The organism is Cellulosilyticum sp. I15G10I2, from assembly GCF_900095725.1.
In the GTDB taxonomy this organism is placed as follows: Bacteria; Bacillota; Clostridia; order Lachnospirales; family Cellulosilyticaceae; genus FMMP01.
In genome coordinates, this window is record NZ_FMMP01000010.1 from 70,960 (window position 1) to 84,112 (window position 13,153).

Sequence of the window (13,153 nt, forward strand, 5' to 3'; positions counted from 1 at the left end):
TATTTAAGGGGTGAACGCTATATGATACATACAATCTTATACGAAGGTATAAAAGTATTCTTGTATTTTGTTATAGGTTATTTTATTAAAAAATATAAGGTTTTAAATGAACAAATTATTAGCGTATTAAGAAACTTAATAATTAATGTCACGATCCCCCTTATACTCTTTACTTCTTTTTATAAAATTAACTTTTTAAAAGAAGGACCTAGTCTTTTGGTTATGATTGCAGGCGTTTTCATTTACTACGGACTAACGTTTGTTATTGGTTGGGTTATTGAAAGAAGAAATCTATTAAGTAAAGCGGCAATTCCTGTAGTTAGGTATTGTACGATGTTTGGCAATGTAGTCTTTTGGGGATATCCTATCTGCTATGCACTTTTTGGAGATGAGGGTATTGTACATGCGACGCTTTTTGTTGTCATACAAAACATATTAAAGTGGTCTGTAGGTGTATCCTTTTTTAAACATAATAGAGAAAAACACAGCTTGGAAATAAACTTAAGTATAATGGCTATGGCCATTGGCCTTGTGGCAAATATCACCCAGATTCAAATACCTGTTTTTGCCCTTCGTACTATTGATAAACTAGGAGACATTACAATACCTATGGGACTAATAATTACAGGAACAAGTCTTTATGCATCAACAAATCGAAAGTGGCTAAGGGATAGTGCGTTATGGATAATTGTAGTTATTAAATGCATAGCAGTGCCTTTTGTTTTTATGCTTTTTATTTCACAGATTGATGTTTCAATAACAGTTAGAGGGGTATTACTTATTCAGGTATTTGCGCCCGTTCATGCATCATCCCCTTTATTCATTGCGTATCAAAAAGGAGATGAGCAATTAGCGTCCAAAGCAGTACTTGTATCAACTTTTATAAGCATGATCATGATTATCATTTTAACTAAATTTCTATAAGGAGATATTATTTTATGCTCGCATTTATTAGTTTTATACCCATCTTGGTCATTATTATCATGATGACTGGATTTAATGTAAGTTCTAAAAAAGCACTACCAGTAGCATGGGCAATGACCTTCTTTATAACAATGCTTTTTTGGAAGATGAGAGTAGGGGATGCCATAGGGTATTCGATTTATGGTGCTTTAAAAGCGATAGATGTTATAATCATTATTTTTGGGGCTATTTTAATACTTAATACATTGAAACATTCAGGTGCATTAGCTGTTATTAAGAAAGGGTTTGGCACGATATCCGATGATAAACGCGTACAAGTCATTATTGTAGCCTGGCTATTTGAAGCTTTTATTGAAGGTGCTGCTGGATTTGGAACACCTGCAGCACTCGCAGCACCTCTTTTAGTAGGTCTGGGTTTTCCAAGTATAGCTGCTGCAATTGTAGCGCTTATTATGAATTCTGTACCTGTAACTTTTGGAGCAGTTGGCACCCCTGTTTTTGGTGCTATGTCAACTTTGAGTAATGATCTTCAGGCAGCTAATATATTGGTTGAACCCTTTATAACAAATACTGCAACTAAAGCAGCACTACTCCACACTATGATTGGCAGTTTTCTACCACTCGTGGCGTTATTGATATTAACAAAAGTATTTGGTGAGAGCAAATCATTTAAACCCGCTCTTAAAGCAGCGCCTTTTGCTATTTTTGCTGGATTTGCATTTACAATACCTTATTATATTATTGCTTATTTATTTGGACCTGAATTACCATCTTTGATAGGTTCACTTATTGGACTAGTCATTGTTATTATTGCTTCAAAAAGAAAGTTCTTAGTTCCTAAAGATCACTGGGGTTTTGATAAGACATTTATCAGTGAATATGTGGATGAAGTTGCTGCCACAGAAACTTCAAGTGTTACGAAAGCCTCAATGTCGCCTATAAAAGCGTGGTCACCTTATATCATTATTGCTATTATATTAGTTGTTACACGTATTCCATTTTTGGGGTTAAAAGAAATACTCAATAATATGACAATTACATTTCCGGCATTTTTTAACATACAACAGCGCTATATATTAAAATGGGCCTATTTACCTGGCACAGTACCTTTTATGTTAGTGGCTATCTTAACTCATGCCCTACACAAAATGTCAAAAAAATCTATTCAAATTGCTTGGGCAGAATCCTTTATGCAAGTTAAAGGAGCTGCCATAGCATTAATTTTTGGTGTTGGTTTAGTGCAACTCATGTTGAATTCACACATCAATACTGCACAAATGCCCTCTATGCTTAATGTAATGGCAAGTGGACTAGCCGATTTAGCTGGCGAATTCTATATTTTTATTGCACCGCTAATAGGGGCATTAGGTGCTTTTGTTTCAGGGTCATCGACTGTTTCAAATATTTTGTTCTCTTCTCTACAATTCCAAACATCACAATTATTAGGTATTCAATCAGAATGGATAGTAGCGTTACAAATGGTTGGGTCAAGTATAGGCAACATGGTATGCATTAATAACATCGTAGCTGTTTGTGCTACTGTTGGCTTAATTGGATGTGAAGGGAAGATTATTAAAAAAACAGTACTACCCATGATTCTATATTCAGTATTAGTTAGTCTAATAGTCTATATAGTCGTTAGATAGAGATTAATTATTTGAGGTAGAGAGTTAGTTAAAGTAGTTTTTCTCTTTTACGAGCTTGTAAGAAACACAATGTTAATATTGATAAAATATTCATAATATTACTACGGTTGTAAGTTAATTACTATAAGTAATCATAGATAGTATTTATAGTTAATAAATAAGGAAGATAAGTTATAAAAAAACATGTATGAATAGAAAAGATTCATACATGTTTTTTTATAACTTATAATTCTCATAGGCATAATGGTATGTAATGGTCAAGCAAAATTGTAATACCATTGGTGAGTTTGCTATCTAAATCTTACCCTTGAGGGAGGTATCCCACCATTATAAGAGTGTGGGCGTGTATAATTGTACCAAACAAATACATAATCCTGTGTACCAAGGTTAAGCTCTTCATCAGTTTTAAAATAGTACCGACATATATATTCGTTTTTGAATGTATTATAAAATCGTTCCATAGCTGCATTATCATAAGGGCAACCAGCGCGACTCATGCTTTGGACGATAGCATTTTCTTTACAATAAGCTGTAAACTCTTGAGAGGCAAACTGCGAACCTTGGTCGCTGTGGAGTAAAAGACCAGGTTTTGGACTATGTTTCTTTAAGGCAAGTGCTAAGGTATCAATTGCTAGTTTACTGTCGATATATTTGCTATTTAAAGATGCAACAATGCGTCTATCATAGAGATCGAGGATACTACAATTATAGCGTTATTCTCCTGTACTTTAAGGTTAAATACGCAAAATCGGTACACCACTTTTGATTAGGTATCGCAGCAGTAAAGTCTCTCTTAAGAAGGTTCTTAAATAGTTTATGCTGAAGCCCTTTCTTGTAAGAAGGCTTTTTACGCATGATAACAGAACGTATCCCTAATTCTTTCATATATTGATAAACAGTAGGCTTACTACAGGCATGACTTGTTTTTTTGAGTAGGTGATGTATCATTCTATAGCCCGGAATACCATCATGTTTATGATAGAGATGCTCTATGCGTGTAACTTATTCTTTTTACTTTCTCTGTAGGATTTTTTGCGGTCTTTGAGGTAGTTGTAGTATGCAGTGGCAGAGAGACTGAACTTACGTAATAACCATCTGACTCCGAACTCAGAATGGTAAGTATCGATGAATTGCTAAACTGCTAATCGATTTCTTTGGCAAAGAAGGCTGCCGCCTTTTTTAAGAAACGGTTCTCTTTTTTCAAGTTCTTCAATGCGTTTTAATAATTCTTTTTGTGTTGAAAGTTCTTCTAATTGCTGAATGCCTTCTTTACTACCAGAACAGTCTTTGCGATATTTATCAATCCAAAATTTTGCTGTGCCACTGCCAAGGTTAAATTCTTGTGTAAGACTTTTCAGAGATCTACCTTCCTCAAGGTGAAGCCTTATAACTTTATCACGTAATGCTGAATCGTATTTTGTATTTGACATAATCATAACTCCTTTGACATTTGAAAGTATTATAACATTATACTCCCCAAAGGTGTTACAACTTCAGTATAGCATTACAGTATTTAACACTAGAATCTAATTATATAAGACATAATCTAAAAGGAATATTTATCATTGTTTATCTAAATGTCAATTTAAAGTAGCAAACTTGATTAGGCTGTAAAATATGTATGTACTCCCCTTAAAATTATTGTTTTATAGGCTTAATTTAGTAAGTGGTAACATAAATTTTTTATTTTGCTCAAATTTATACTAGAAATTTATTGGGAACAAATTTACAGGTTTATAATAGGGCAACGTATAAAAAGAAATAATAAGTAAAAACTATCAAGGTTAGAAAAATGAAAAATTGTGAGGAAACAAAAAATGATATAGGTATCTTAAATTGTATAGAGTAACATTTGTATACTAAACAAGTATATTATATAAGGGAGAATGTAAATGGATATTCGATATGGAGCCAACCAGAAAGACGCAAGATATTACGATACAGTAGATTTAAGAGAAGAATTTTTAATTGAAAAATTGTTTTCAGCAGATCAGATGTATGTAACTTATTCACATATTGACAGAATTATCGTTATTGGAGCTATGCCAGTTGCAAAGTCTCTTGATATCAAAGATTATATAGATCCAGCAAAACAATTAGGTGTAGACTACTTCCTTGAGAGAAGAGAGCTTGGCATTATCAATATCGGCGGAGGTGGCGTTGTAACATCAGATTGTACGGAATATAAGCTTAATAACTTAGAAGGCTTATATCTTGGGATGACTACTAAAGAAATAACTTTTAGAAGTATTGATCAAAATAACCCGGCTAAATTCTATATGTGTTCTGCTCCTGCGCATAAGAAATTTGATACAAAATTTATTACAAAAGATCAAGCCAATAAAGTTGAACTAGGGAGCCTTGAAACATCCAATGAAAGAACTATCTACCAATTCATTCATCCCGCAGTACTTGAAACTTGTCAATTATCCATGGGGTGTACGATTTTAAACAAGGGAAGTGTATGGAATACTATGCCAAGCCATACTCATGAGAGAAGAATGGAAGTTTATATGTACTTTAATTTTAGTGAAGATAACATAGTTTTTCACATGATGGGAGAACCTACTGAGACAAGACATATTATTTTGAAAGCTGAACAGGCAGTTATATCACCAAGCTGGTCTATCCACTCAGGGTGCGGGACTAGTAATTATGCTTTTATATGGAGTATGGTAGGAGAAAACAGAACATTTACTGATATGGATCATATCAAAAATGCAGATTTGCTATAGAACCAGTCTCTATTAATCCATGTGGTCATCACAGTCATATTATTTAAATATATTTATTAAAAAGTGGGCATGACGATTATTATTTATAATTTTCCGGGAAATACTGATGTAAGGGTGGAACTTATTCTAGCTATTAAATACATTCTTACATTACAAGGAATAGATACAGGTAAGCCTCAAAGACCTTTTAGTGAGTTAACTAAGGCACATAAAATATATGTAGAAGATGTACTAAATAAGAATTTAATAAATTAAAAATAAAAGTATTAAAATAATATAATTATTTGAAAATATATAAATATGTTAGGAGGATTATTTATATGAGTATATTAAATAAGTTTTCATTAGAAGGTAAAGTAGCTATTGTAACAGGAGCATCTACTGGGCTTGGACAAGGCATTGCATTAGGTCTTGCAAGTGCTGGCGCAGATATAGTGGGTGTAGACTATGTTGAGATGCCAGAAATAGAAGAGCAAATTAAGAAATTAGGCAAATCATTTTTGGGCATAACAGCAAACTTGCTTACAATTGAGCCTATACAAAGTATTATAGATCAGGCTGTTGCTAAGTTTGGGAAAATAGATATCCTCGTTAATAATGCTGGGATTATCAGACGTTGTGATGCCATAGAGTTTACAGAAAAAGATTGGGATGATGTTATGAATATTAACATTAAAACAGTATTTTTCTTTTCCCAAGCAGTTGCAAGACAATATATGAAACAAAATAATGGGGGGAAGATTGTCAATATAGCATCGATGCTATCATTTCAAGGCGGGATTAGAGTTCCTTCCTATACATCAAGTAAAAGTGGTGTAATGGGTATAACAAGAGCTTTAGCTAATGAATGGGCAAAACATAATATCAATGTCAATGCTATTGCACCAGGATATATGGCAACAAATAATACAACGGCTTTAAGAGCGGATGAAGAGAGAAACAAGAGTATATTAGAAAGAATACCTGCTGATCGTTGGGGATCACCAGAAGACCTTGCTGGTACAGCAGTATTCCTCGCTTCAGAAGCAGCTGGGTATATCAATGGGTATACAGTAGCTGTGGATGGCGGTTGGTTAGCAAGATAATAAGATAGATAAATAAAAAGCATATATGAGTAGATGATGAAATAGCTCATATATGCTTTTTATTTATCTGTAAGAGAATATTAAACAGTATAAAAATACATTTCCTTACAAATAATAAAGTATTATTTGTTCAGGAGGAATCTTTATGAAAAAGTGTAGGAATAAAATGCTTCTTTGCGTGGTACTAGCTGTAATGTGTTTTTTGTGTATGAATATATTAGCAGACATTCCTAAAAACGAAGAGGCGTATTTAGAAAGCTATCAATCTATTCTTAATACAATGAAAGCTGAAATGGAAAATGCAGAAAAAACAGGGGATCCAGCTCTTAATTATCTTTATCAGATGAGGCCACACCATGAGGCTGCGATTGCAATGTCAAAAAATTTAATACAATACGGCACCAATGAAAAAGTTAAAGAAATAGCTCAGAAAATTATTGAAGAACAAACAGGTGAGATTACGAAGGTGAATCAACTTATCGAAAAAATTAAGGCAGATATGCAAGAAGATAAAGCCCAAGAAACTGCTTATAGAATTGATTTTATGGTGTTTTATGATGCGATGATTACTTCAATGGAAAGTACTAAACTTACAGGTGATGTTGATAAGGACTTCCTGCAGCAGATGATACCGCATCATGATGGTGCAATAAATATATCCCGTAGTATTTTAAAATATACCCCAAATGAAGAAGTTAAACAAATGGCTCAAAATACTATAAAAAAACAAAGTGATGAAATAAGGGAAATGGATCAATTATTCAATTATATCCATTAATCTAGAGGCAATAACGAAGATAGCTATTTATTATTTTATAGTGTCATGTATAATAGAATTAAGTACAGCATGTATTTTAAAGGGAAATATATGTTTATAATATAAAATAGAACGAAATGTGTAAGAATTTAGATACAACAGATAAAGCATATGGAAAGGAACAGTATATGGCAAAACTAAAGCAAGTCTATGTTTGTCAACAATGCGGCTACGAAGCGAGCAAGTGGATGGGAAAGTGTCCTTCGTGCAATGAATGGGGGAGCTTGGTAGAAGAAGTTGTTGATACTGCAAAACCTAAGCTTACTAAATCAAGTAGAAGTGGCAATGCACCTGTTAAACTTAAACAGATTGTTATTGAACAAGAGCAAAGAACGACTACTGGTAAAGAAGAGCTAGATCGAGTACTCGGAGGGGGAATTGTAAAAGGGTCACTTATACTAGTGGGTGGAGATCCAGGAATTGGTAAATCTACATTGCTGCTTCAAATTTGCGAAACAATAGGGGCACAAAATAAAAGTGTACTTTATGTATCAGGTGAAGAGTCGGTTGCCCAGATTAAAATGAGAGCAGAAAGACTAGGCGTTGCAACCCCTAATCTTTCTCTATTGGCTGAAACAAATGTGAATATTATTGAGGTTCTTATTAAAGAAGAAAAACCGAATCTTGTAATTATTGACTCAATTCAAACGGTGTATTGTGAGGAAGTATCATCTGCCCCAGGGTCAGTGAGTCAAGTCAGAGAAGCAACGCATACTTTAATGAATCTTGCGAAAGGTTATGGTATTACTATTATGATTGTAGGCCACGTTACAAAAGAGGGTTCACTAGCAGGCCCTAGAGTACTAGAACACATGGTAGATACAGTGCTTTATTTTGAAGGAGAAAGACATGCTTCTTTTAGAATTCTGCGAGCCGTTAAAAATAGATTTGGCTCTACCAATGAAATAGGTGTATTTGAAATGGTGGATATAGGGTTAAAAGAAGTTAAAAATCCTTCTGAAATCATGCTTAGCGGAAGACCGACGAATGCTTCGGGGTCTGTGGTAAGCTGTACAATGGAAGGGACAAGACCTATGCTTTTGGAAGTACAAGCACTATCTAGTTTTACAAGCTTTGGAATGCCAAGACGTACAGCAACTGGTGTAGATTACAATAGAGTTGTGATTTTAATAGCAGTTCTTGATAAAAGAGCAGGAATGGATCTTAGCAATCATGATACCTATGTTAATTTGGCGGGAGGACTTAAAATTAATGAGCCAGCGCTTGATCTTGGGATAATAGCGTCGATTGCCTCAAGTTTTAGGAACATAGCCATAGATCCACATACAATTGTATTTGGAGAAGTAGGGTTAACAGGAGAAGTAAGAGCAGTTTCGATGGCAGAAAAAAGAGTAATAGAAGCTGCTAAACTAGGTTTTGAGTTATGTATTATGCCAAAAGCCAATTTAGACAAAATGCCGAAGGTAAAGGGAATTAAAGTTATTGGTGTAAATAATGTAAGCGAAGCATTAGCTGCACTTTTAAAATAATTTTAAGTATAAGGCTGTTCTCATGGACGGTATCTACTATTATTCAAGAAGCAGCCGCCTAGATAATTTTAAGTTTATACTAAATACATTGAAATATAACAAATAATAGTTTATTATATATATATTGGAGTAGAAATATAGTTAATTTCAGTAAAAATAGTCAAAAAAGAGGGGCTGATAAGATTGAAAAGTAAAAAAAATAGAAATATGTCTATAAAAATGAAGATGACAGCTATGTTTTTGGTTATAATTGTACTGTTGAGTGCGGTAAGTATTATATCCTATTTTAGTATGAAAGCCTCTATGCAGCAATTGGATGCAATGATACAAACGAGTGTAGTTGCAAATAATGTATTAGATCTAGATGCAGAAATTATAAAAGACTTAACAAACTACATAGTAAGTAAAGACGAAAATGAAGTAGCAAGAATAAAAGCAAACTTAAACAGTGTGCAAGAAAATATAAGTTTTTTAATAGCTACTAATAAGAATAAAGAAAGTCAGAATAACCTAACGGGGCTTTCGAGGTTATTTGATGCATTTACTGAAAGCATCGATGGATCTATTGAATTTGTTAATAACAGAGAAACAGGTAAAGCTATTGAGCAGAAGGAATACACTAAAAAAGTTGCAGGATTTATGAGTGACAGCGTAAGTCAGTTTATTGCCCAGGAGCTTAGTAATCAAAAAGTTGTAAGGATGGAACTGCAAAGAAAGACAAATGCTCTAGGAATTATGGCACTTGGTGCTATTGTTTTGATTGGGACAATCAGTACATTAGGTGCAGTATATTTTTCAAAATACATAGGTAATACTATTTCGCAGCTTGCACTATATGCACATAATATTTCTGAAGGAAAATTAAAAGTACCACAGATTAAGGTGAAAACTCAGGATGATATAGGCATTTTAGGCAATGCTTTCAATAAAATGAGTAGTAATCTTGCACTTATTATTAAGGGTATTAATGAGAGCAGTGTTAATGTAGCCTTATTAAGTGAGAAAGTAAGAGATATTGTTACACAAAGTGCTAGTTCATTGCAAGAAATCGGAAGTGCAATGAATGATGTTGCAGGTGGCACAACAGAGCAATTAGATAAATCATATGAGACTTCAAAAATTATTAACGATGTCTGTCAAGGAAATGAAGAAATTGCAAAGAATACAGAGAGTGTTCTAGCTACTGCAGAAGGTGCAACAAGTGCTGCTGCAAATGGTAATAAGAAGCTGGAGTTGCTTATTAAACAAATTGAAACGATAGAAGATAAAATTACCTCTTCTTATGACAGCACAGAAACCCTTAGAGTAAAGTCGGCAGATATAAAAGTGATTCTTGATATGATTACGTCAATTGCAACCCAAACTAATCTGTTGGCATTAAATGCTTCTATCGAGGCAGCAAGAGCTGGGGAAAATGGCAGGGGATTTTCTGTAGTTGCTAATGAAATACGTAATCTAGCAGAAGCTTCAACATCTGCAACCCGTGAAATAAGTAAAGTATTGAATGAAATACAGATTGAAACACAAAATGTTGCAGAAGGGATGACCCTTGGAGTAGCAGAGGCAAATGAAGGCATAAAAAGAGCCTACGAAGCAAGTGAGGCTTTCCAAGCAATATTAAAAACATCTGAAGAGATGGAGAACCAAGTAAAATTAATTAGTACAGAATTACAAAATAATGTAAGGGCAATTAAGAAAGTAGAAGAGATGAGTTCTGCTATATTAAATATTGCAACACAATCTTCAGATTCTTGCAATGAAGTAGCTGCATCTATAGAGGAACAAAGTGCAGGGCTTCAGGAAATAACTTCTAGTGCTATTACGCTATCCGATAGTGCATCAGATCTTCAGTCTATGATTAAACAATTTGAGTTTTAATATATAAAACATATTAGTTTTTTAAATACAAACAGCCAAGTATAGACGCTAGCCTATATTTGGCTGTTTGTATTATTTTAGCAGCTTACCTCTTTGATACACTTCATAACTTGAAAAATTATTTTGAAGATCTTCCCAAAATTGATTTTTAAAGACAGGAGGATAGATAGGGATACCTGATTCTTTTAATGCATGTTTAGAGATAAATCTGCATTCTTTAATATACTGCTCATCAACCTCAGGATCAAAGCCTACTTTTAAGTCTTCAATATTATCTATAAGTGCCAAAAAAAACATACCTAGATGGTGTGTATTAATAGTATAGTCTACATATTCACTCACATAGATAAGCTGGACAGGACGACATTTTAAATGACATTCTTCTTGGACTTCACGTACAATTGTATCAATAACACTTTCTTCAGCTTCCATGCCTCCGCCAGGGAGTGTCCACCATTCAAACCCAGTGTGTGGGTTTTTTTGTTTTAAAACAAGCAGTTCATTTTTATCATTTAAAATAATAGCTGCTGCTCTTGGTCTTAGATTCATTTTGTCCTCCGCATTTTATATAAAGCATAGTAAGATTACCCATATATTACGTATTATAACATATAAAAATTATTTTCAATATCTATAGATTTCACATCATTAAATTTTAGTTATTCATCTTAATATGTGATGTAAAATCATTCTGAGAAAATACTATATCTTATAGAAGGTTTTTGGATATACTAAAGCTATTCATTTATTATAAAAATATTTTGGAGCTATTAAACAGTATTCAAAAAAAATACTGATAACTTTAAAAGTCATCAGTGCTTGAAAACTATTATTTTAAAGAATACTTTCCTAAAATTTCTGTACGATATTTTTCTTTTTGTAACACTTCAGATAATGAAATATTAAAAGTATTTGAAATTGCCCCTAAATAAAAAAGCACCCTGCCAAGCTCTTTTTCTAGAAGTTCTTGACAGTTTTCACACATTTTCCCATTTACATGCGTGCTCATAAGATCTTTAATTTGATCAAGAGATGTGTTTTCGGAAAAAGTATATTGTTGTTTTGTAGCATCTATAGTAATACAACCACAGGTGGTAGCAGCTTTAGAAATAGTTCTACAAAGATGAGTACAGGCGTCTTGTAATTTAGTAGTTTGATCTAAAATACTTTTATTTCTTATAAGAATATCAGTTATAAACGTTTGGAAATCTTCAAGTTCAGTGATATTAGTACACATTATAATCCCCTTCCTCATTATATTCTCATTTATTATACCACAGTGTAAGTGATTCATAAATATAAAATGAGAATACTTTGTAAAATATAAAAAATAGCAGATAAAAATTTGGAAAGAATAAGCTTTAAGGGAATATAATTAACCCATATATACAAAACTAATAAAATTGATAGTGTGAAAGATGTTTATAAAACATTAGTGTTTAAAGAAGTAATCCGACCAAAACACTTTAAAGAAGAGGGGTTATTATGAAACTAAGTTTTGAATACAAAGGAACAACGATTAATTACAATCTAATGTATAAAAAAACAGCAGCAATATCCATTAATATTAACGCACAAGGACAAGTGAGTGTTACAGCGCCGCTTGGCACATCAGTAGAAACTGTGAGAGATAAAGTAAAAGGGAATGCACCTTGGATTATCAATGAATTAGATGAACAGCATTGTAAAAAAAACAAGAACAGTTTATTAGATCGCTATACCTACTTAGGTAAGACCTACAAAGTAGAAGTAATTGAAAATAAAAAAACCAATAAAGTAACTGTTAAACTTGTAAAAGGAAAGTTTGTTATTGAAACCTATACAGATGATCAAAAAGAGTTAAGAGAAGCATTATTTATATGGTATAAAGACAAAGTGACTGCAAAAATAAAAGAGAGAATAAAAATTTATAATAAATGGTTTGAGCATTTACCAGTAGAAATTATTACAAATAATGATAAGTCGATCTTACTCCAAATCAAAAATAATAAGTTGTATGTAAGTCTTGTAGTGGGGATGCTTCCGATTAATATTATTGATTATGTATTGGTGAGCATATTATGTAATTTGAATTATCCTGAAAAACATAAAGAGAATATTAAAAAACTCAAAGAGATATTGCCAAAGTATCAGGAGGATAAAGAATGGCTAGATAAAAATAAAGCTCACTTAGTGTTGTAAAAGTGGTTGACAAATAATGATAGAATCTAGTATAATTCTTAAAGTCAGCACACAAACGGCTGGCAAAAAATAACTTTGTACTTTGAAAACTAAACATAATCAAATAAGATTTTAAACTTCAAAATTTAAAATCTACAATTTAACCGAAAATATTAAACTATTCTTTTTAAGTAAACGCAAGTTTGCTTTAGAATAACAAGGCACTATTTTCTATATTATATAGAAATATTGACCGATAAACAGAGTTTATTTATAAACAAAAGTTTATCTATTAGGTCAAGCTACTAAGAGCGTAGAGTGGATGCCTTGGCACCGAGAGCCGATGAAGGACGCGATAAGCTGCGAAAAGCTTGGGGGAGCTGCAAATAAGCTTTGATCCCGAGATATCCGAATGGGG

14 protein-coding genes and 1 rRNA gene are annotated in these 13,153 nt (G+C 32.9%); 10 read left to right on the forward strand and 5 right to left on the reverse strand.

The window, feature by feature from the left end; all coding sequences use genetic code 11:
* The first annotated feature begins 21 nt into the window (after positions 1-21).
* Together BN3326_RS12005 and BN3326_RS12010 are read left to right on the forward strand one after the other, a co-directional pair.
* The gene (locus tag BN3326_RS12005; protein WP_069999492.1) at positions 22-924 is read left to right on the forward strand and encodes an AEC family transporter; all 903 of its coding nucleotides are present in this window, start codon (positions 22-24) and stop codon (positions 922-924) included.
* A gap of 14 nt (positions 925-938) precedes the next feature.
* Positions 939-2,570 carry an L-lactate permease gene (locus tag BN3326_RS12010; RefSeq protein ID WP_069999493.1) on the forward strand — a complete coding sequence of 544 codons (1,632 nt, stop codon included), beginning with the start codon at positions 939-941 and terminating at the stop codon, positions 2,568-2,570.
* A gap of 290 nt (positions 2,571-2,860) precedes the next feature.
* On the opposite strand, the gene BN3326_RS22905 is transcribed toward BN3326_RS12010, so the two are convergent.
* The 3 genes from BN3326_RS22905 to BN3326_RS12015 all read right to left on the reverse strand — a co-directional run bounded on the left by BN3326_RS22905 (position 2,861) and on the right by BN3326_RS12015 (position 4,000).
* Positions 2,861-3,268: a DDE-type integrase/transposase/recombinase gene (locus BN3326_RS22905; protein ID WP_083258684.1), complete on the reverse strand. Its 408-nt coding sequence runs from the start codon at positions 3,266-3,268 to the stop codon at positions 2,861-2,863.
* Between the two features lie 7 nt (positions 3,269-3,275).
* Entirely contained in the window at positions 3,276-3,563 is a 288-nt protein-coding gene (locus tag BN3326_RS22545) for an IS3 family transposase (RefSeq protein WP_083258685.1), read from the reverse strand.
* A gap of 140 nt (positions 3,564-3,703) precedes the next feature.
* The gene (locus tag BN3326_RS12015; protein ID WP_074463613.1) at positions 3,704-4,000 is read right to left on the reverse strand and encodes a transposase; all 297 of its coding nucleotides are present in this window, start codon (positions 3,998-4,000) and stop codon (positions 3,704-3,706) included.
* A gap of 462 nt (positions 4,001-4,462) precedes the next feature.
* Here BN3326_RS12015 and kduI point away from each other — a divergent pair, with 462 nt between their 5' ends.
* The 6 genes from kduI (at position 4,463) to BN3326_RS12045 (ending at position 10,575) form a co-directional block, all read left to right on the forward strand.
* Entirely contained in the window at positions 4,463-5,305 is an 843-nt protein-coding gene (gene kduI / locus BN3326_RS12020) for a 5-dehydro-4-deoxy-D-glucuronate isomerase (RefSeq protein WP_069999494.1), read from the forward strand.
* A gap of 69 nt (positions 5,306-5,374) precedes the next feature.
* Positions 5,375-5,560, forward strand: a complete 186-nt coding sequence (locus tag BN3326_RS12025) for a hypothetical protein (RefSeq protein WP_069999495.1) — start codon at positions 5,375-5,377, stop codon at positions 5,558-5,560.
* Positions 5,561-5,625: 65 nt separating this feature from the next.
* A complete protein-coding gene (kduD, locus tag BN3326_RS12030; RefSeq protein ID WP_069999496.1) occupies positions 5,626-6,390 on the forward strand; it encodes a 2-dehydro-3-deoxy-D-gluconate 5-dehydrogenase KduD in 765 nt (254 codons plus the stop codon).
* Between the two features lie 145 nt (positions 6,391-6,535).
* Positions 6,536-7,168 (forward strand): DUF305 domain-containing protein, encoded by a 633-nt coding sequence (locus BN3326_RS12035; RefSeq protein ID WP_069999497.1) that lies wholly within the window; start codon positions 6,536-6,538, stop codon positions 7,166-7,168.
* 167 nt (positions 7,169-7,335) lie between these two features.
* Positions 7,336-8,697, forward strand: coding sequence for a DNA repair protein RadA (gene radA, locus BN3326_RS12040; RefSeq protein WP_069999505.1), 1,362 nt, complete (start codon positions 7,336-7,338; stop codon positions 8,695-8,697).
* A gap of 183 nt (positions 8,698-8,880) precedes the next feature.
* Positions 8,881-10,575 (forward strand): methyl-accepting chemotaxis protein, encoded by a 1,695-nt coding sequence (locus BN3326_RS12045; RefSeq protein WP_069999498.1) that lies wholly within the window; start codon positions 8,881-8,883, stop codon positions 10,573-10,575.
* A gap of 72 nt (positions 10,576-10,647) precedes the next feature.
* On the opposite strand, the gene BN3326_RS12050 is transcribed toward BN3326_RS12045, so the two are convergent.
* Positions 10,648-11,124 (reverse strand): NUDIX domain-containing protein, encoded by a 477-nt coding sequence (locus tag BN3326_RS12050; protein ID WP_069999499.1) that lies wholly within the window; start codon positions 11,122-11,124, stop codon positions 10,648-10,650.
* Positions 11,125-11,404: 280 nt separating this feature from the next.
* Positions 11,405-11,812 (reverse strand): nucleoside triphosphate pyrophosphohydrolase family protein, encoded by a 408-nt coding sequence (locus tag BN3326_RS12055; RefSeq protein WP_069999500.1) that lies wholly within the window; start codon positions 11,810-11,812, stop codon positions 11,405-11,407.
* 248 nt (positions 11,813-12,060) lie between these two features.
* On the opposite strand from BN3326_RS12055, the gene BN3326_RS12060 reads away from it, so the two are divergent.
* Positions 12,061-12,756 carry a M48 family metallopeptidase gene (locus tag BN3326_RS12060; RefSeq protein ID WP_069999501.1) on the forward strand — a complete coding sequence of 232 codons (696 nt, stop codon included), beginning with the start codon at positions 12,061-12,063 and terminating at the stop codon, positions 12,754-12,756.
* A gap of 274 nt (positions 12,757-13,030) precedes the next feature.
* Positions 13,031-13,153, forward strand: a 23S ribosomal RNA gene (locus BN3326_RS12065); the annotation flags it as partial.

What these genes read in the sequence shown, in the direction of transcription:
- BN3326_RS12060 (WP_069999501.1), top strand. Translation starts at nt 12,061, where the DNA reads ATGAAACTAAGTTTTGAATACAAAGGAACAACGATTAATTACAATCTA.
- BN3326_RS12055 (WP_069999500.1), bottom strand. Translation starts at nt 11,812, where the DNA reads ATGTGTACTAATATCACTGAACTTGAAGATTTCCAAACGTTTATAACT.
- BN3326_RS12025 (WP_069999495.1), top strand. Translation starts at nt 5,375, where the DNA reads ATGACGATTATTATTTATAATTTTCCGGGAAATACTGATGTAAGGGTG.
- BN3326_RS12035 (WP_069999497.1), top strand. Translation starts at nt 6,536, where the DNA reads ATGAAAAAGTGTAGGAATAAAATGCTTCTTTGCGTGGTACTAGCTGTA.
- BN3326_RS12050 (WP_069999499.1), bottom strand. Translation starts at nt 11,124, where the DNA reads ATGAATCTAAGACCAAGAGCAGCAGCTATTATTTTAAATGATAAAAAT.
- BN3326_RS12005 (WP_069999492.1), top strand. Translation starts at nt 22, where the DNA reads ATGATACATACAATCTTATACGAAGGTATAAAAGTATTCTTGTATTTT.
- kduD (WP_069999496.1), top strand. Translation starts at nt 5,626, where the DNA reads ATGAGTATATTAAATAAGTTTTCATTAGAAGGTAAAGTAGCTATTGTA.
- kduI (WP_069999494.1), top strand. Translation starts at nt 4,463, where the DNA reads ATGGATATTCGATATGGAGCCAACCAGAAAGACGCAAGATATTACGAT.
- BN3326_RS12010 (WP_069999493.1), top strand. Translation starts at nt 939, where the DNA reads ATGCTCGCATTTATTAGTTTTATACCCATCTTGGTCATTATTATCATG.
- radA (WP_069999505.1), top strand. Translation starts at nt 7,336, where the DNA reads ATGGCAAAACTAAAGCAAGTCTATGTTTGTCAACAATGCGGCTACGAA.
- BN3326_RS12015 (WP_074463613.1), bottom strand. Translation starts at nt 4,000, where the DNA reads ATGTCAAATACAAAATACGATTCAGCATTACGTGATAAAGTTATAAGG.